This is a genomic window from Pseudomonas sp. Y5-11 (assembly GCF_022368695.1).
Taxonomy (GTDB): domain Bacteria; phylum Pseudomonadota; class Gammaproteobacteria; order Pseudomonadales; family Pseudomonadaceae; genus Aquipseudomonas; species Aquipseudomonas parakoreensis.
Genome location: NZ_CP058974.1, coordinates 3384648 through 3403114, shown reverse-complemented (window position 1 = coordinate 3403114; position 18467 = coordinate 3384648). Strand labels below are relative to the sequence as shown.

The window sequence follows — 18467 nt, the reverse complement described above, 5'->3', positions numbered from 1 at the left end:
CGACAGCGCCGCGAGACTGTATGGGTCAACGCGGCCGCCGCCTGTGATAAAAAAGCGGCATCGCTTCTGGAGCCCACATCCATGGATCTCGCCACGCTTACGCTGTTTCTGCCGGCCTGCTTTGCCTTGAACATGGCCCCCGGCCCGAACAATTTGCTGTCGGTCAGCAATGCCACCCGCTATGGCTATCGCCGGGCCTGCGCCGCCGGTATCGGGCGGATTATCGCCTTCGCCGGGATGATCGCCCTCGCCGGCGCCGGACTGTCAGTGGTGCTGCAGACCTCGGAATGGCTGTTCCATGCGATCAAGATCATCGGCGCGGCGTATCTGCTGTACCTGGCCTGGCAACTGTGGCGCGCCAATCCCGAGGCCGAGCAGCAAGTGGCGGGAGCGTCGGTGGGATTCTGGCGCCTGGCGCGTCAGGAGTTTCTGGTGGCGGCGGGCAATCCGAAAGCGATTTTGCTGTTCACCGCGTTCCTGCCGCAATTCGTCGACCCGAGCCGCCCGGTGCCGGCGCAATTCGCCGTGCTCGGCGCACTGTTCCTGCTACTGGAATGGATCGCGATCGGTGCCTATGCGTGGATGGGCCTGCACATGCGCCGCTGGTTCGCCGAGCCGCGCGGTAAACGGATCTTCAACCGTTGCTGTGCAGGGCTGCTGTCGGCGGCCGCTTCAGTGCTGTTGTTCGCCAAGCGCGCTTAAGCCTCGGACGGGCCTTTGAGTTCGACCTGATTGCCGTCCGGGTCGAAGCAATACAGCGACAGGCCGTAGCCTTCGGCGCCGAAGCGTCGGGCGGCTTTTTCCACGGTCAGACCGTGTGCCTGCAAGTGCTCGGTCAGCGCAAATTCATCGAACGGCTCGATGCGCAGGCAGAAGTGATCGACGTTGCGCCGCTCGGTCCCGGCGGCAGCGCCGCCCTTCCTGCCCAGCTCGCCTTGCAAGTCGACGAGATCGATCATCGAAGTCCCGGCGCGCAGGTGCACCAGACCCAGCGGCTCGTTGTGCCTGACCACCTCGGCACCAAAGACCTGGCGGTAAAAATCGATACTGCGCTGCAGATCGGCGACGCGCAGGACGATGTGATCAATATGTTGAATCGAAAACGGATGCATAAACTCGACACCTCACCCACTCTGTAGGAGCTGCCGCAGGCTGCGATCTTTTGCTTTTGATTTTAAGAAACAAGATCAAAAGATCGCAGCCTGCGGCAGCTCCTACACGGTAGTTCAGAGGTTCTGGAAATTCACTGTCGATTTTTCGGTGGAGCCATCGAAATCCTGGATTTAAGCTCTGGCCATGAACATACAAACCGCACTGCTGCCGCCCCACGCCGAGATGGTTCGCGCCATGCTCGAACGCGACACCGCCTACGAGGGGGTGTTCTTCACGGCCGTGAAAACCACCGGGATCTTCTGCCGCCCCAGTTGCACGGCGCGCAAGCCGAAGCCGGAAAACGTCGAATTTTTCGCCCATGCCGATGAGTGCCTGAGCGCCGGTTATCGCGCCTGCCTGCGCTGCAAACCACTGGACGCTGCAGCCATCGCACCCGATTGGGTGCAGCGCCTGCTCAAAGCCGTCGATGCCGACCCGGAGGTGCGCTGGAGTGACGCCCAGTTGCTGGCCGAAGGCATCGAACCGCTGAAGCTGCGACGCTGGTTCAAGCAGCATTTCGGCATGACCTTCCATGCATGGCTGCGCACGCGCCGGCTCGGCATGGCGCTGGGTGGCATTCGCCAGGGCGCCTCGATTGATCACGCGGCATTCGATTCCGGCTATGAATCGCTCAGCGGTTTTCGTGACGCATTCCAAAAATCCTTCCACATCACCCCGGGACGCGCGGCCAACAGTGAACCGCTGCTGTTCACCCGCCTGACCACACCACTGGGGCCGATGATTGCCATGGCCGAACGTCGGGGACTGGTGTTGCTGGAGTTTCTCGACCGCCCGGCGCTGACCCGCGAGGTTGAGGAATTGCAGGCCCGTCACGGCTACGTGGTCGCACCGGGGCACGATGCCCATCTGCAGCAGATCGAACAACAACTGAAGGAATATTTCGCCGGCACCCGCAGCTCCTTCAGCGTGCCACTGCACCTGCCCGGCAGCACGTTCGACCGGCAAGTCTGGAACGAACTGCTGAACATCCCCTACGGCCACACCAGCACCTACGGTGCCATCGCGGCACGTTTGGGCAAACCCGGCGCCAGTCGCGCGGTGGGGTTGGCCAACGGGCACAATCGGTTGTCGATCGTGGTGCCGTGCCATCGCGTGATTGGCGCGGATGGCTCACTGACCGGCTATGGTGGTGGGCAGCCGCGCAAGGCGTTTCTGCTGAGGCTGGAAAACGCTGCGGTGCAGCTCACGCAACCCCTGGCTTTCTGACGCTTTGCACCACTCACAAGAAGGAATCTCGATGAACGCGCTCGACACTCGGTTCCACCAGTTACACCAGGAAGGTCTACTGATCCTGACCAACGTCGCCGACGCCACTGGCGCGCGACTGGTCGAGCACGCGGGCGGTAAAGCGGTCGCGACCAGCAGCGCGGCAGTCGCGTGGGCGCATGGCTACCCAGACGGCAACACCCTGCCCCTTGAACGGTTGATTTCAACCGTGGAATCCATCGCGCGGGTGATCCAGGTGCCGCTGAGCGTGGACATCGAGGCCGGTTATTCCGATGACCTCGGGCGCGTGACCGAAGTCATTGATGCGGTGCTCGCTGCAGGTGCGGTCGGGATCAATATCGAGGACGGCAGCGGCGCCCCGGAACTGTTGGCGCGCAAGATCGAAGTCGCCCGCGAAGCCGCTCGCAAGCGCAATGTGAAGCTGTTCATCAACGCCCGCACGGACGTCTACCTCAAGGGTCTGGTACCGGCCGAGGATCGTGTCGCCGAAACCCTGCGCCGTTCGGCGTTGTATCAGGCGGCTGGGGCTGATGGGCTGTTTGCCGCTGGCGTGACCGCCGCTTATGAAATCGAGGCAATCTGCAAGGGCACGTCACTGCCGGTGAACGTGCTCGGCTTCGCCTGCCTGCCCTCGCCGACCGAGCTGCACGCCCTGGGCGTGCGGCGCTTGAGCGCCGGGTCCGGGATCGCCGAATTCCTCTATGGCGCGATGGGTGCGCTGGTGAAAAGCTTCCTCGCCAGTGGCAAGCTCGATACCCATGATCTGAAAGCGCTGACCTACGGCGAAGTCAACGGTCTGCTGAAATAGCATGCCGGATCGTTATCAGGCGGCCAGTGAGTTTCTGGCCGCGCTCGACGAGGACTGGCAGCGCCACATTGCCGCCGTCGGCCCCTGCCTGCATCAACCGCACCCGACGCGTGATCCGTATCAGTCGCTGGTGCGGGCGATTGCCTATCAGCAACTGCACGCCAAGGCCGGGGACGCGATTGTCGGGCGCCTGGTGGCGTTGTTTCCCGGACAGACGTTTCCCCGGCCTGAACAGATTCTCGCGACCGACTTTGATCAACTGCGCGGCTGCGGCTTTTCGGCGGGCAAGATTGCAACGATTCAGGGCATCGCCCAGGCAACGCTGGACGGCGTGGTACCGGACTACCCCACCGCGCTGGCGATGGACGACGAGACGTTGATTGAACGTCTGGTCAGCCTGCGCGGGGTTGGCCGCTGGACGGTGGAGATGCTGCTGATCTACAGCCTGGAGCGCATGGATATTTTGCCGGCGGATGACTTTGGCGTGCGCGAGGGCTATCGCCGATTGAAGGGGCTGGAGGTGCAGCCGACGCGCAAGCAAATGATCGAGATCGGCTTGGCGTGGAGCCCGTATCGGACGGTGGCGGCCTGGTACCTGTGGCGCGTACCAAAAACCCTGTAGGAGCTGCCGCAGGTTCGGGCCGCGATCGGACGATCTTTTGATCTTGCTTTTCAAGAGATCGCAGCCTGCGGCAGGTCCTACAGGGGAATGCATTGCAAAGGCGGGAGCGAGCCTGCTCGCGAAGGCACCAGTTGATTCAACCTCAAATCACAGACCTGACTTCAACTTGCTGAACGCCCGAATCAAAGCCCGATTGAACGCCTTGCCATTGTCGTTCTTGCTGTATAGCGAAGCCCGCACCGCCGCTGACGGGTACGTCCCCGGATCATTACGGATCGACGCGTCAACCAAAGCATCCGCCGCCGTGATCGCATTGGCGTAGTGGATGGTGTCAGTGATCGGCGCGATCACCTCAGGCGTCATCAGATAATCCATCAACGCCAGCCCGGCCTGCGGATGCGGCGCATCCTTGGGAATGACCATGGCGTCAAACCAGATCAACGTACCTTCTTTGGGGATGCGGTAACTGAGCTGGAACGGCTTGTTCGCCGCTTGCGCCTGCCCTGCTGCAATCGCCACGTTGCCGTTCCATGACATCGCCACGCAGGTGTTGCCGTTGGCCAGGTCGCTGATGTTCAGGTCGTTGTCGAAGTAACGGATGTACGGGCGGATCTTCGCCAGTTGCTGCTCGGCGAGTTTCAGGTCATCGAGGTTCTGCCGGTTGATGTCCAGGCCCATGTACTTCATGACCGCCGCGAACACTTCGTTCGGATCGTTGAGCAGACTGACCCCGCAATCGGCAAATTTCGCCACCACGGCCGGGTCAAACAGCATCGCCCAACTGTCGGTCGGCGCCTGCGGTAGACGCTGCTTGATCGCCTGTTCCTGATAGCCCACCCCCGTGGTGCCCCAGGCGTAAATCCCGGCGTAGCGGTTGCCCGGATCGAACACCGCCATGTGCTGGCGAAACTCCTCGCCAACCCCGGCAAAGTGCGGCACTTGCGCCTTGTCCAGCGGCTGGATCGCACCACTCTCGATGGCCCGCGACAGGTGCTGGCCGGCGGTCAGCACCAGGTCATAACCGCTGCGCCCGGTGAGCAGTTTGGTTTCCACGGTTTCCAGCGAATCGAAGTGATCGGCGACCACCTGAATGCCGGTCTGCGCTTCAAAATTCTTCAGCGTATCCGGGGCCAGGTACTCGCCCCAGATGTACAGATTGACCACCGGTCTGGCGGCGTCGGCGGCCTGCACACACAGGGGTGCAAGCACCAGCAATAACGCTTGAGTCAGTTTGTGCAGGCCCATCATCACATCCCCTTGATGTTTGGCGTGCCGGCGTATTGCGGCATGGTGATGCACGCGACGTTGCCGCCGCCGAGGAGGATTTCCCGGGAGTTTTCGATGCCGACAATCTGGTGCTGCGGGAACAGTTCGGCGAGGGTCGCCATGGCCACCTGATCGTTGCGATCACCGAACAGTGGCACCACGATCGAACTGTTGCCGGCGTAGTAGTTGATGTACGACGCGCAGATTCTGGTGCCGGCCTGACGGGTATGGGTGCTGTCCTGCTGATCGAGGCCTTCGGCTTCCTCGGCGGTCCACTCCAGCACGTCCGGTTGCGGCAGTTTGTGCACGATCAACGCGCGACCTCGACTGTCGCGGGTGCTGCGCAGGATGTCGTAGGCCTCCTGATAGATTTCCCATTGCGGGTCATCGCGGTTGTCAGTCCATTGCAACACCACTTCGCCGGGGCGGACGAAGCACGCGAGGTCATCGACATGGCCACTTCTGCGCCAGCTCGGCGGTGACCGCCAGACGCACGACCGCCAGCGAGGATGGATCGCGCAGTTCATCGCAGGCCTCGCCGATCAATTCGAAGGCCTGCTGCAGGCTCTGCATCAGGCGCCCGGCGGCGATGGTCGGGCGGATCTGCCGGCCTTCGCGGATGAACAGCGAGACGCCGAGCTGCTCTTCGAGCTGACGGATCTGGTGGCTGACCGCGCTGTCGGTGACGCACAACTCGGCGGCAGCCCGGCCGAAATGCGCGTGGCGGGCGGCGCATTCGAAGGTTCTGAGGGCGGCCAGTGAGGGGAGTCTTCGCATGGGTTGGGGTGCCTTTTTTGGGGACATGCTGACCGGGCTGGCGGTGGGCGTCCAGTGCGACCGAGTTATCGTTATTCGCGAGCAGGCTCGCTCCCACATTCTTGAATGCGTTCCCCCTGTGGGAGCGAGCCTGCTCGCGAACGCGTCTGCATGATCGCCACAAACCTTCTAGGCTCAACCACACCACTTCAGCCAACCGGAGGCCCCTCATGCACCTCGAAGGCTCTTGCCACTGCGGCGCCGTCACCTTCAGCCTGACCAGCGCCCATCCCTATCCCTATCAACGCTGCTACTGCTCGATCTGCCGCAAGACCCAGGGCGGTGGCGGTTACGCGATCAACCTGGGTGGCGACGCGGCCAGCCTCAAGGTTCAGGGGCGCAAGCACATCAGCATCTACCACGCGAAGATGAAGGACGAAGGTGACAAACGTGCCCATCGCAGCACAGCCGAACGGCATTTCTGCTCACAGTGCGGCAGCGGTTTATGGTTGTTCAGCCCTGAGTGGCCGGAGCTGATTCACCCGTTCGCCTCGGCCATCGATACGCCGCTGCCGGTACCGCCGCAATACACGCATTTGATGCTGGGGTCGAAGGCGCCTTGGGTCGAAGTGGATGCCAAGCCCAAGGACAAACAGTTTGCGGTGTATCCCGAAGAGTCGATTGCGCAGTGGCATGAGCGATTGAGGTTGGTCAAATGAGCATGGATTTGCGCTGGCTTTGATGGCCCTATCGCTGGCAAGCCAGCTCCCACAGGTTTTGCGTACGCCGAGGAACCTGTGGGAGCTGGCTTGCCAGCGATAGGGCCGGAACCGACAACGCAGATCAGTCCAAATGCGCCCAGGTCATCCGGAACGACGCCCCACCCCACACCGATTCCCCGACCTCGACCTGCCCGCCATGGGACTGCGACACCCGTCGCACCAACGCCAGGCCCAGCCCAAAGCCACCGGTACGCCGGTCGCGGCTGGCATCCAGTCGCGAGAACGGTTCGAAAATTTTCTCCCGGCCCTCCACTGGCACCCCCGGGCCATCGTCGTTGACCCGCACTTCGTAGTAATCGCCGCTGCGCACCAGCGTCACTTCGACCCGCTGCTCGGCATAACGAATGGCATTACGCAGCAGATTGATCACCGCCCGCGCCATGAACCGCGGCTCGATGCGCACGGTGTCGAGCCGGCAGTCACCAATCAGCAACTGCACCCCCGCCGCTTCCGCCTCCAGCGCAACGCTGCCGACCACGCTGTCGAGCCAGTTGGCCGCTTGAATGTTTTCGCGCTTGATCACCGTCGCACCGCGTTCGAGGCTGGCGTAGGTCAGCAGTTCGGAGACCATTTCTTCCAGCTCGCCGAGGTCGGCGTACATGTCGGCGATCAGTTCGCGGTTCTGGTTGGCATCCGGCTGTTGCTTGAGTTGGTCGAGTTCAAACGACAGCCGTGCAATTGGCGTACGCAATTCGTGGGAGACCGCGTTGGTCAGCTCGCGCTGATTGGCGATCAGGCTCTCGATGCGCGCCGCCATCAGGTTGAAGTGTTCCGCCAGATCGCGAATGTTCGAGCGTTTCGACAGTTGAATGCGCATCGACAGATCGTTATCGCCAAAGCGCTCGGCGGCCAGACGCAGTTTTTCCAGATCGCGCCAGTGCGGGCGTACCCAGAAGAACAGGACGATACCGATCAGCACCGCGAGCATCGCATAAGCCACCGCGATGTAGAACGGCATCAGGCTCGGCTCGGGCGGCAGCTTGATGCTGAGCAGTTGCGAGCCACCGTCGATGTTGCTGATGAACTGGGTGTAGTTGTCGCGGATCACCAACAGGTTTTGCGCCAGTTCGGCCTTCTCCTCGGTGCTGAGGTCCAGTTGATCGGCTTCGATCAGCTTCAGCGACAAGCCGTAGTGCGGGCGCAACGCTTCCAGCTGCTGTTCTCGGGCCGCGCCTTGCTGATCGCGCATGTGCTCGACCAGTGACCACGCCTGCCCGCGCACCGCCTCACGGTTGTAGGCCTGCATCTGGTTGTCGAGCAACGCGTTGAAGGTGTGTTCGACAGTTTGCAGGGCCAGGACCAGGCCCACCGTCATCACCAGAAACAGCCCGAGGAATAACCGCAGCATCTACAGCTCCCACGCGAATGGATTGAACAGGTAACCCTTGCCCCACACGGTCTTGATGCACACCGGCTCACGGGGATTGTCCTTGAGTTTGTTGCGCAACTTGCTGATGTACACGTCGACGCTGCGATTGAGCCCGTCGAAGGCGATACCGCGCATGCGGTTGAGAATGTCATCGCGGGACAGGGTTTTGCCGGCGGCGCTGGCCAGCAGCCACAGCAGCTCGAATTCCATGGTGGTCATTTCGATGATCTCGCCAGCCAGCCGCACTTCGCGGCAGCTGCGGTCGATGCTCAAGCGGCCGAATTCCAGCGCACTGACCACGCCGGCCTCCGGCATCTGCCGACGCTGCAAGGCGCGTAGCCGGGCGAGTAATACCGGCGGCTTGATCGGCTTGATCACGTAATCGTCGGCGCCGGATTCCAGGCCGAGAATGTGGTCGAGGTCGTCTTCCTTGGCGGTGAGGATGACAATCGGCGTGTCCGACACGCTGCGGATTTCCCGGCACACGTGCAGCCCGCTCTGCCCCGGCAGCATCAGATCAAGCACCACCACTTTGGGCTGGAATTCGAGAAACGCGGCCACCGCCTGATCGCCGCGATGCACCGCGCGCACCTCGTAGCCATGCTGCTCGAGAAAGTGCGCAATCAGCGTGGCCAGACGTTCATCGTCTTCGACCAGCAGGACTTTGCCAAAACCCAGGTTATCCATAACGACCGTCTGCCAACCCATGTGTGAAATGGTCGACAGTATGGCGGCAATCGTTCGCAAGGCGTTGTTTCGGGCAACAAAAACCGGCCGCAGGGGCCGGTTTTCGGTGATATTTCATACTCTTAAGAGTTTTTAACAAGTAGGAGCTGCCGAAGGCTGCGATCTTTTGATTTTTGAAACAAGATCAACAGATCGCAGCCTTCGGCAGCTCCTACAGGTTATGCGGCAGCCGGCACACCGCTGTGAAAGCGGAACTCGTCGTCCGGCGACTCGATCAGTTCCTGCTCGGCAGCACGCACCTTGTCGATCACCTGAGCAATGTCCTTCGCGTCGCCGTACTGGTAAGCCAGTTTCAGATAACCCTGGAAGTGCCGCGCCTCGCTTTTCAGCAGGCCGAAATAGAACTTGCCGAGTTCTTCGTCCAGATGCGGCACCAGCGCTTCGAAACGCTCACAACTGCGCGCTTCGATGAATGCGCCGACCACCAGCGTATCCACCAGTTTCACCGGCTCGTGGCTGCGCACCACTTTGCGCAGTCCCGAGGCGTAGCGCCCGGCGTGCAGCTGGCGCAGCTCGATCTTGCGGCGTTTCATGAGGCGCATGACCTGTTCGTGGTGCACCAGTTCTTCCCGGGCCAGACGCGACATCATGTTGATCAGGTCGACGTGGGAATGGTACTTGGCAATCAGGCTCAGCGCGGTGCTGGCGGCCTTGAACTCGCAGTTCTTGTGGTCGATCAGCAGGGTTTCCTGATCGGCCAGTGCCGCCTGGACCCAGGCGTCGGGTGTGCGGCAGCCAAGGAATTCGTGGATTTCGGGAAGGATCATGAGGCTCACGGTAAAAGGTGTACGAGCAAAGGCCGCCGATTATACCGGCCTGCCCGCAGACCACCAGTCGCAGGCGTTGATATGCATCAAGTCGCAGGCGCATGAGCAGCAACTATAGTTGTGCAACGCCGTGCCTTTTCTTTGCTGGAGACTCCGCTCATGCAAGCCATTCGCAGCATTCTGGTGGTCATCGAACCCGAACACTCGGAAAGCCTGGCGCTAAAGCGCGCCAAGTTGATCGCCGGCGTGACCCAGGCCCATCTGCACCTGCTGGTGTGTGACCGCAAGCACGACCATGCCGGCATGCTTGGCGTGCTCAAAGCCGCGCTGTTGGCGGATGGCTACAGCGTGACCACCGAACAGGCGTGGAACGAAAGCCTGCACGAGACCATCATCGACGTGCAGCAGGCCGAAGGTTGCGGGCTGGTGATCAAACAGCACTATCCCGACAGCGCGCTGAAAAAGGCCCTGCTGACCCCGGCCGACTGGAAACTGCTGCGCCACTGCCCGACTCCGGTGCTGTTGGTGAAAACATCCACCTCCTGGAAAGACCGAGTGATTCTTGCGGCTGTGGATGTGGGCAATGCCGATGGCGAACACCGGCATTTGCACACCACGATCATTGATCATGGCTACGACATTGCCAGCCTGGCCAAGGCGCATCTGCATGTGATCACGGCGCATCCGTCGCCCATGCTCTCGGCCGCGGATCCGACCTTCCAGCTCAAGGAAACCATCGAAGCGCGGTACCGCGAGCAGTGCAAGGCGTTTCAGGCCGAGTTCGATGTGGACGACGAGCACCTGCATATCGAGGAAGGCCCGGCGGATGTGTTGATTCCGTTCATGGCGCACAAGCTGCAGGCGGCGGTGACCGTGATCGGCACCGTAGCGCGCAGCGGGTTGTCGGGCGCGTTGATCGGCAATACCGCTGAAGTGGTGCTGGATGCACTGGAAAGCGACGTGCTGGTGCTCAAGCCGCAGGAGGTTGAGGATCATCTGGTGGAGTTGGCGGTGAAACACTGAGGATTACGGTGCCTGAACCAGCGCCTTCGCGAGCAGGCTCGCTCCCACCGTTGGAATGCATATCCCTGTGGGAGCTGGCTTGCCAGCGATAGCGGTGGGTCCGTCAACATTGATATTGGATGCACCGCCCTCATCGCTGGCAAGCCAGCTCCCACAATATTTGCATTCCACTCCGTTCATTGTGGGAGCGAGCCTGCTCGCGAAGCTGCTAGGCGCCGAAGGCGTCCTTGAGAAAGCCCGGTGCGATATAGCGCTGATAATGCGCTTCCGACAACAGGAAGAATTCCCGATCAATGGCATCCCGCAGTTCCGGCAGGTTCCAGTCGCGGAACTCCGGCAGCAACACCATCCCGTAGGCCTCCAGATTAATGATCACCCGCGCCCCGCGAGCGATCAGCTGATAGGCCCAGCAATATTCCGACTGATGCGGTACAAAGCGGATCTTGCGCTGTTCCAGCTGCTGGCGCAGACGCGCCGAATCGAAGATCTCGACCTTGCTCGCCATCACTTGTGACAGCAATTGCTCCAGACGCAACCACACCGCACGCTTTTCCTCCTCGCCGTAACCGTTCCAGTGGATCACTTCGTGGTGGAAACGCTTGCAGCCACGGCACACCAGATCTCCGTAAACAGTGGAGCAGAGGCCGACGCAGGGGGTCTTGATGGTCTGATTGGGCATAAATTGGCAAAACACTGAAACGCGGAACAGGTCGGCATGTTAGCCCTTTGTCGGCCATTGATCACCCCTCAAACGTCAGGGGCAAGCGCTGGATCGCGGTTTGGCGCGCCCGTGCACAACGCCACCAAAGTCCAATAGAGCGCGACTTACCTTTAAATTTTTTTTGCCGTAGAATCAGCCAGCCTTTTAAGGCGCCAATGTCCGTTAGAAGCTGTTTTCAAAGCGTCACGAGCACAGTCGTTCCTTCAGAGCGGTGTTGGCGAAGGGTTTTTCCAGCGGGGAAAAGCCCAACGCCAACCCTCATCAGCTCCCCGTTCTGCAGGCGTAAAACTTTGAAAGCAGCTTCTGTAAGGAATTGCCGGTAATTCTGGCCAAACGACTCACAACGTCGTGCGGTGCATGAGTACGGCAATTTCGGGATGAGCGTCCCGGACACCCATTTGGGACCACTGATGAGGGTAATAACTGTGCTTGAAGCCTACCGCAAACATATCGAAGAGCGTGCAGCCCTGGGTATCGTTCCCCAGCCGCTTAACGCCGAACAAACTGCAGGCCTGGTCGAGCTGCTGAAGAATCCTCCGGCTGGCGAAGAAGCTTTCCTCGTTGACCTGATCACCAATCGCGTACCACCAGGAGTGGACGAAGCCGCTTATGTCAAAGCCGGTTTCCTGTCGGCCCTGGCCAAAGGCGAAGTCACCTCCCCTCTGCTGGACAAGAAGCGCGCTGTAGAACTGCTCGGCACCATGCAGGGCGGCTACAACATCGTGACCCTGGTTGAACTGCTGGACAACGCCGAGCTGGCGCCAGTGGCTGCCGAAGAACTCAAGCACACCCTGCTGATGTTCGATGCCTTCCACGACGTGGCTGAAAAAGCCAAGAACGGCAACGTTCACGCCAAGGCCGTGCTGCAATCCTGGGCTGACGGCGAGTGGTTCAAGAAGCGCCCGGTGCTGGCCGACAAGATCAGCCTGCGGGTGTTCAAGGTCACCGGCGAAACCAACACCGACGACCTGTCCCCGGCACCAGACGCCTGGTCGCGTCCTGACATCCCGCTGCACGCCCTGGCCATGCTGAAAATGGCCCGTGACGGCATCGTTCCGGACGAGCAAGGCAAGACCGGCCCGATGAAGCAGATCGAAGAAATGCGCGGCCAGGGCTTCCCGATCGCCTACGTCGGTGACGTGGTCGGTACCGGTTCCTCGCGTAAATCGGCGACCAACTCGGTGCTGTGGTTCTTCGGTGACGACATCCCTTACGTGCCGAACAAGCGCGCTGGCGGTTTCTGCTTCGGCAGCAAAATCGCTCCGATCTTCTACAACACCATGGAAGATGCCGGCGCTCTGCCGATCGAGTTCGACGTGTCGAACATGAACATGGGCGACGTGATCGACCTGTACCCGCACGCCGGCAAAGTCTGCAAGCACGGTACCGACGAAGTCATCACCACCTTCGAAATGAAGACCCCTGTGCTGCTGGACGAAGTCCGTGCCGGCGGTCGTATCCCGCTGATCATCGGCCGTGGCCTGACCGAGAAGGCTCGCGCCGAACTGGGTCTGCCTGCGTTCGACCTGTTCAAGAAGCCGGAAGCACCGGCTGAAAGCACCAAGGGCTTCACCCTGGCGCAGAAAATGGTCGGCAAGGCGTGCGGTCTGGCAGAAGGCAAAGGCGTTCGTCCTGGCACCTACTGCGAACCGAAAATGACCACCGTAGGTTCTCAGGACACCACCGGTCCAATGACCCGTGACGAACTGAAAGACCTGGCGTGCCTGGGCTTCTCCGCTGACCTGGTGATGCAGTCCTTCTGCCACACCGCGGCGTATCCGAAGCCGATCGACGTGACCACCCACCACACCCTGCCTGACTTCATCATGACCCGCGGCGGCGTTTCCCTGCGTCCGGGCGACGGCATCATCCACTCGTGGCTGAACCGCATGCTGCTGCCGGACACCGTAGGTACCGGTGGTGACTCGCACACCCGTTTCCCGATGGGCATCTCGTTCCCGGCAGGTTCCGGTCTGGTCGCGTTCGCCGCTGCCACCGGCGTCATGCCGCTGGACATGCCGGAATCGATCCTGGTGCGCTTCAAAGGCAAAATGAAACCTGGCATCACCCTGCGTGACCTGGTTCATGCCATTCCTTACTTCGCCATCCAGAACGGTCTGCTGACCGTCGAGAAGAAAGGCAAGAAAAACGCCTTCTCCGGCCGCATCCTGGAAATCGAAGGCCTGGAAGGCCTGACCCTGGAACAGGCATTCGAACTGTCCGACGCCTCGGCCGAACGTTCGGCTGCCGGTTGCACCATCAAGCTGTCGAAAGAATCGATCACCGAGTACCTGCAGTCCAACATCACCCTGCTGCGCTGGATGATCGGCGAAGGCTACGGCGATGCACGTACCCTGGAACGTCGTGCGCAAGCGATGGAAGCCTGGATCGCCAACCCGCAACTGATGGAAGCCGATGCCGACGCCGAATACGCCGAAATCATCGAAATCGATCTGGCCGACATCAACGAGCCGGTACTGTGCGCGCCGAACGATCCGGACGACGCCCGTCTGCTGTCCAGCGTCGCTGGCGAGAAGATCGACGAAGTGTTCATCGGTTCGTGCATGACCAACATCGGTCACTTCCGCGCTGCCGGTAAACTGCTGGATCAGGTCAAGGGTCAGCTGCCAACCCGTCTGTGGCTGTCGCCGCCGACCAAGATGGACGCTCACCAACTGACCGAAGAAGGCTACTACGGCATCTACGGCAAGGCCGGCGCACGCATGGAAATGCCAGGCTGCTCGCTGTGCATGGGTAACCAGGCACGCGTTGAGCCGAACAGCACCGTGGTCTCGACGTCGACCCGTAACTTCCCGAACCGTCTGGGCGACGGCGCGAACGTCTACCTGGCTTCGGCCGAACTGGCGTCCGTGGCTTCGATCCTGGGTCGCCTGCCGACCGTCGAGGAGTACATGGAATACGCTGGCAAGATCGACAGCATGGCGGCCGATGTTTACCGCTACCTGTCCTTCGACCAGATCGCCGAGTTCCGTGAAGCGGCTGCGAACGCCAAGATTCCGGTCGTTCAAGCCTAACGCTGCAACGCAATGAAAAAACGCCGCCCATCGTGAGATGTGCGGCGTTTTTTTATGCCTTGAGTTTGAGGGCTTGCTGCACCGCCCCATCGACGCTCAGCCCGCTGAGTATCACCCCGTTGGCCGTTACCTCCGGCAACGCCTCCAACGCGACCAGCGCTTCCTGTTTGAGCCGCGCCAGAATCAGCCGCTTGCCCTCCTGATGCACCCGCAGGAAAAACTCTTGCATCGCCTCGATACTGGTGCCGTCCAGGTCCGGGGTTTCCTCCAGACTGAGGATCACCGTGTGTACCGGCGCGTCCGAATGACGAATCAAATGCAGCGCCGCACCGAGAATCCGCTCCACATTGGCGAAAAACAATGCCTCACTGGGCCGCACAATCAGCACTCCCGGCTCAACCGTCGCCGTTGGATGTCGCTGCAAATCGACAAAATCGTGCCCGCCGTCGATCCGCCCGAGCACCTGAATGTCCGCCGCCGACATCTGTTTGAGCATCAGCAACACGCTGATCGCCACCGACACCAGCAAGCCGTCGAGAATGCCCAGCACCAGCACCGCCCCCACCGCGCACATCACCAACAGCCGATCCCGGCGCCAGACGAAGTAGCGCCCCAGCGGCTGCAGACTCAAGCCACGCGCCAGCGCATGAATCACGATGGCCGCCAGAATCGGCTCCGGCGTCAGGGCGATCCACGGCAACACCGTCAGCACGATCACCAGCACCACCAGCGCCGCCACGCCACCGGCCCAGCGTGACGTCGCCCCGGCCGCCTCGTTCGCCGACGTCGCCGAATACCCGGCCCCCGCCGGCATGCCATGGAACAACCCGGACAACAGATTCGAGGCCCCCAGCGCCAGCAGATCACGGTTGGAGGTCACACGATCACCGTGTTTGAGGGCGAACGCACTGATCGAGCCGTACGACTCTGCATACAGAATCATCACCAGCGCGAACCCCACCTCACCCAGCCGCAGCCAGTCGGCAAACGGCAGCACCGGCAGATTCGGTACTTCCAGGCTCAGGTCGATCAAGCCGATCAACTTCACACCGTGAGCCGGAAGGTTCAGCCATTGCCCGGCGACGATACCGATCACTACCACCAGCAAACCGCCGGGCACTCGTGGAAAACGGGAGAACAGGCTTAACAACAGCAGCGCCACCGCGGCGACAACGGCCGCCGACCAGTTCCATTGCGGCAGTTGTTCGAGCAATTGCGGGGCGAAGCGCACCAGATTGGCATCGGTCAGGTGCACGCCGACCACGCTGGCGACCTGTTTGAGGATGATCGTCAGCGCCAGGCCGAAGGCGAAACCGCGCAATACCGGTTTGGCGATAAACGAAGTCACGCTGCCGAAGCGAAAGATCCCCGCCAGCAAGAACAGCCCACCGGTGACCAGTACCAAGCCGACCGCCAGCGTCGCGCGTAACTGCGGGTCGCCATTGGCCATGGTCGCGGTGGTCGCCGCCAGCACCGCCGCTGACGAAGACGTGGCCGAGACAATGGCAAAGCGGCTGGTGCCAAACAGTCCGTAGCAGAGCAATCCGGCAAACAGGGCAATCACGCCGGCCTGCGGCGCCAGCGCGGCGATGGTCGAATAAGCGACCGCTTCGGGCAAGAGCAGCCCGGCAATCGACAGGCCGGCGAGGATGTCACGCCAGCGATTGGTGGGTTCTACCGGTTGGGCCGTACTCGACAATCCACTGTCTCCAGACGAAAAAAAGCCGCTGTGCATGAGAGATGCGCAGCGGCCTACTGTAGCTGAAAAGCGAAAGATCGCAGCCTTCGGCAGCTCCTACAGGTATACACAAACCCTGTAGGAACTGCCGCAGGCTGCGATCTCTTGATCTTCAAGCAGTCAGCGAATAAATCAACGCCGAAATCGCCACCAGACCTACGGCGGTGACAAACACGTTCGACGCCTGACCGCGATAGCGCGCCATCGCCGGTACTTTACGGATCGCGTACATCGGCATCAGGAACAGAATCGCAGCGATCACCGGGCCACCGATAGTCTCGATCATCCCGAGAATGCTCGGGTTCAGGGTCGCGACGATCCAGCACACCACCAGCATGAACGCCGCCACGATGCGATCCAGCGCCTTGGCACCCGGACGCTTGCCGCTCTTGACGATCAGGCCCTTGAGGCCTTCGCTGGCGCCGATGTAGTGACCGAGAAACGACTTGGAGATCGCCACAAACGCAATCAACGGCGCCGCGAACGCGATGGTCGGGTTGCTGAAGTGGTTGGCCAGGTACGACAGGATCGACAGGTTCTGCGCCTTGGCTTCAGCCAGTTGTTCCGGCGACAGGGTCAGCACGCAACTGAAGACGAAGAACAGCACCATCACCACCATCAACAGGTGGGCACGGCAGAGGATCTGCGAGCTGCGCTGGTCAGCGTTGACACCGTAACGACGCTTCTGATCCACCGCAAACGCCGAGATGATCGGCGAGTGGTTGAACGAAAACACCATGACCGGAATCGCCAGCCACAGTGTGTGCAGCAACGCCGACGGTGCCGGCACTTGCGAGGCGGTGGTGAGAATGCCGCCGTTCCAGTGCGGAATCAGGTACACCGCGAGGAACAGCAGCGCAACGATGAACGGATACACCATCAGGCTCATCGCCTTGACGATGGCTTGCTCGCCGCAACGCACAACGGCGAGCAGGCCGAGGATCAACACGAACGACAGCAGCGCGCGCGGTGGCGGCGTGATGTGCAGTTGGTGTTCAAGGAAACTGGCGACCGTGTTGGTCAGGCCGACGCTGTAGATCAGCAGGATCGGGAAGATGGCGAAGAAGTACAGCAGGGTGATCAGCGCACCGGCCTTGATGCCGAAATGCTGCTCGACCACGTCAGTGATGTCGGCGCCTTCGCGACCGGAGAGGACGAAGCGGGTCAGGCCCCGGTGGGCAAAGAACGTCATCGGGAAGGCCAGCAGCGCGAGGATCACCAGCGGCCAGAAGCCACCCAGACCGGCGTTGATCGGCAAAAACAGGGTACCGGCGCCAATGGCCGTCCCGAACAGTCCCAACATCCACGTGGTGTCATGGCGATTCCAGCTCGACAGTTCAGCTGGTGCTGCCGCTTCATAGCGTTCGTCGACGCTATTGGCCTGATCATTCATCCGGTCGGATCTCCGCATTCCGGTCACTTGCCACTCGGTCGGGACGCGTCGGAAAAAACCGACAGACATGCTCCGGCCGAAACAGGGGCGCGATTCTCCGTGATAAATGAGCAGAAGCAAAGACTTAGCTGAGGAATGGTTGTACGGAGCAGATCAGCGGGTTGTCGTTTTCGGGAAAATAGCTGTCGGTTTCGGATAAGTGAAATGTCGTTTTTCGACAAGTTTCAGCGACAACTCCACCGGCAAGACGATCAGATTGATCGAGCGAGGAGAAATCCGAGTGACATGCAAAACAGGCCGAACGCCAGCATTCCCCAGATTGGGTACATATCGCCCTTGTTTTTGATGCGCATTCTTTCAACGTCCTCATCGTATTCTCGATCTGCCCGATCAATCATGGCCTGACGGTCAAATGTACTCATGGTGATTTCCTTTTTAGAGAGTGGGTTTGAATGGTACAAACGCGAACACTTAAAACTTGAGTGAAAGTCCTACTACAGCTGCTGTTGCGGTCAACACCCCAGTGACTACCGCAAACGGATAAAAATACGTATCCCACCTCAACTTCTTTTCTTCCGCTATAAGCTTTTTTCTCTCGGCCGCCAGTTTCCGTATTTCACTCATTATCCTTTCGAGTTCCAGGTGTTCTCGATTGTTTTGAAGCATTTGCCTTCCTTGGCTGTTGGTAGTCACTGCCCGAGCTACTTTGTGTCCCCATGATTTCGCGTTCATCACCATTCCGGTAGCAGACGCATCTGCCAAATTCGTAGGCAAAATCCGCGAAAAACGTAGGTAGCCTCGTACAAAAACAGCGGCGAGCTCATCACCCCAAATTTTCAATCTGACCGACATGTTCTAGCGTGAGAGGAGCTCCTTGCCCCACGGAGTCTTTGCCCATGCCCCTCGTCCGCGTCGAAATCAAAAAACGCCCAATACGCCAGTTGACTGGACTCGCTGGCGTCTTCGTGCAGCCGATCAACAATACCGGGGCGAGCTTCTGACGAAGCGCCCGCGCGCTCCCCGCGTCAGCTCCTACACTG

17 protein-coding genes and 2 pseudogenes are annotated in these 18467 nt (G+C 60.7%); 7 read left to right on the top strand and 12 right to left on the bottom strand.

What is annotated here, in order from left to right; translation table 11 throughout:
* Positions 1-81 precede the first annotated feature (81 nt).
* A complete protein-coding gene (locus HXW87_RS15155) occupies positions 82-702 on the top strand; it encodes a LysE family translocator (protein WP_239776475.1) in 621 nt (206 codons plus the stop codon).
* On the opposite strand, the gene HXW87_RS15150 is transcribed toward HXW87_RS15155, so the two are convergent.
* Positions 699-1112, bottom strand: a complete 414-nt coding sequence (locus tag HXW87_RS15150; RefSeq protein ID WP_239776474.1) for a VOC family protein — start codon at positions 1110-1112, stop codon at positions 699-701. The two genes, HXW87_RS15155 and HXW87_RS15150, sit on opposite strands and share 4 nt — an antisense overlap.
* A gap of 184 nt (positions 1113-1296) precedes the next feature.
* On the opposite strand from HXW87_RS15150, the gene HXW87_RS15145 reads away from it, so the two are divergent.
* Genes HXW87_RS15145 through HXW87_RS15135 form a run of 3 tightly spaced genes read left to right on the top strand, consistent with a single transcriptional unit; the run spans position 1297 to position 3830 of the window.
* Positions 1297-2379, top strand: coding sequence for a bifunctional transcriptional activator/DNA repair protein Ada (locus HXW87_RS15145; RefSeq protein WP_239776473.1), 1083 nt, complete (start codon positions 1297-1299; stop codon positions 2377-2379).
* A gap of 31 nt (positions 2380-2410) precedes the next feature.
* Positions 2411-3208 (top strand): isocitrate lyase/phosphoenolpyruvate mutase family protein, encoded by a 798-nt coding sequence (locus HXW87_RS15140; RefSeq protein WP_047293658.1) that lies wholly within the window; start codon positions 2411-2413, stop codon positions 3206-3208.
* Position 3209: 1 nt separating this feature from the next.
* Positions 3210-3830: a DNA-3-methyladenine glycosylase gene (locus HXW87_RS15135; RefSeq protein WP_047293656.1), complete on the top strand. Its 621-nt coding sequence runs from the start codon at positions 3210-3212 to the stop codon at positions 3828-3830.
* 147 nt (positions 3831-3977) lie between these two features.
* Here the strand turns inward: HXW87_RS15135 and HXW87_RS15130 are convergent, their stop codons facing one another.
* From HXW87_RS15130 to HXW87_RS29490, 3 genes and pseudogenes are all read right to left on the bottom strand, one after another.
* Positions 3978-5075, bottom strand: a complete 1098-nt coding sequence (locus HXW87_RS15130; RefSeq protein ID WP_041067353.1) for an extracellular solute-binding protein — start codon at positions 5073-5075, stop codon at positions 3978-3980.
* A gap of 2 nt (positions 5076-5077) precedes the next feature.
* Positions 5078-5554: pseudogene (locus tag HXW87_RS15125) on the bottom strand (agmatine deiminase family protein); the annotation flags it as partial.
* A pseudogene (locus HXW87_RS29490) lies at positions 5553-5873 on the bottom strand (LysR family transcriptional regulator); the annotation flags it as partial. The pseudogenes HXW87_RS29490 and HXW87_RS15125, both read right to left, overlap by 2 nt.
* Before the next feature lie 209 nt (positions 5874-6082).
* On the opposite strand from HXW87_RS29490, the gene HXW87_RS15115 reads away from it, so the two are divergent.
* Positions 6083-6571 (top strand): GFA family protein, encoded by a 489-nt coding sequence (locus tag HXW87_RS15115; protein WP_239776472.1) that lies wholly within the window; start codon positions 6083-6085, stop codon positions 6569-6571.
* A 124-nt stretch (positions 6572-6695) separates the two neighbouring features.
* Here the strand turns inward: HXW87_RS15115 and HXW87_RS15110 are convergent, their stop codons facing one another.
* The 3 genes from HXW87_RS15110 to miaE form a co-directional block, all read right to left on the bottom strand.
* Positions 6696-7982: an ATP-binding protein gene (locus tag HXW87_RS15110; RefSeq protein ID WP_239776471.1), complete on the bottom strand. Its 1287-nt coding sequence runs from the start codon at positions 7980-7982 to the stop codon at positions 6696-6698.
* Positions 7983-8690, bottom strand: a complete 708-nt coding sequence (locus HXW87_RS15105; RefSeq protein WP_239776470.1) for a response regulator — start codon at positions 8688-8690, stop codon at positions 7983-7985.
* Between the two features lie 218 nt (positions 8691-8908).
* A complete protein-coding gene (miaE, locus tag HXW87_RS15100) occupies positions 8909-9517 on the bottom strand; it encodes a tRNA isopentenyl-2-thiomethyl-A-37 hydroxylase MiaE (RefSeq protein WP_047293644.1) in 609 nt (202 codons plus the stop codon).
* A 159-nt stretch (positions 9518-9676) separates the two neighbouring features.
* On the opposite strand from miaE, the gene HXW87_RS15095 reads away from it, so the two are divergent.
* The gene (locus HXW87_RS15095; RefSeq protein WP_041067371.1) at positions 9677-10540 is read left to right on the top strand and encodes a universal stress protein; all 864 of its coding nucleotides are present in this window, start codon (positions 9677-9679) and stop codon (positions 10538-10540) included.
* 208 nt (positions 10541-10748) lie between these two features.
* Here the strand turns inward: HXW87_RS15095 and HXW87_RS15090 are convergent, their stop codons facing one another.
* Entirely contained in the window at positions 10749-11219 is a 471-nt protein-coding gene (locus HXW87_RS15090; RefSeq protein WP_041067373.1) for a DUF1289 domain-containing protein, read from the bottom strand.
* A gap of 467 nt (positions 11220-11686) precedes the next feature.
* Between HXW87_RS15090 and acnB the strand changes: the two genes are divergently transcribed.
* Positions 11687-14296, top strand: coding sequence for a bifunctional aconitate hydratase 2/2-methylisocitrate dehydratase (acnB, locus tag HXW87_RS15085; protein ID WP_047293641.1), 2610 nt, complete (start codon positions 11687-11689; stop codon positions 14294-14296).
* Positions 14297-14348: 52 nt separating this feature from the next.
* Here acnB and HXW87_RS15080 read toward each other — a convergent pair whose 3' ends face one another.
* From HXW87_RS15080 to HXW87_RS29615, 4 genes are all read right to left on the bottom strand, one after another.
* The gene (locus tag HXW87_RS15080; protein ID WP_239776469.1) at positions 14349-15995 is read right to left on the bottom strand and encodes a SulP family inorganic anion transporter; all 1647 of its coding nucleotides are present in this window, start codon (positions 15993-15995) and stop codon (positions 14349-14351) included.
* A gap of 151 nt (positions 15996-16146) precedes the next feature.
* The gene (locus tag HXW87_RS15075) at positions 16147-17427 is read right to left on the bottom strand and encodes an HAAAP family serine/threonine permease (RefSeq protein ID WP_041067380.1); all 1281 of its coding nucleotides are present in this window, start codon (positions 17425-17427) and stop codon (positions 16147-16149) included.
* Between the two features lie 251 nt (positions 17428-17678).
* Entirely contained in the window at positions 17679-17849 is a 171-nt protein-coding gene (locus HXW87_RS15070) for a hypothetical protein (RefSeq protein WP_179294976.1), read from the bottom strand.
* Between the two features lie 49 nt (positions 17850-17898).
* A complete protein-coding gene (locus HXW87_RS29615; RefSeq protein ID WP_345773031.1) occupies positions 17899-18279 on the bottom strand; it encodes a hypothetical protein in 381 nt (126 codons plus the stop codon).
* Positions 18280-18467: the final 188 nt, after the last annotated feature.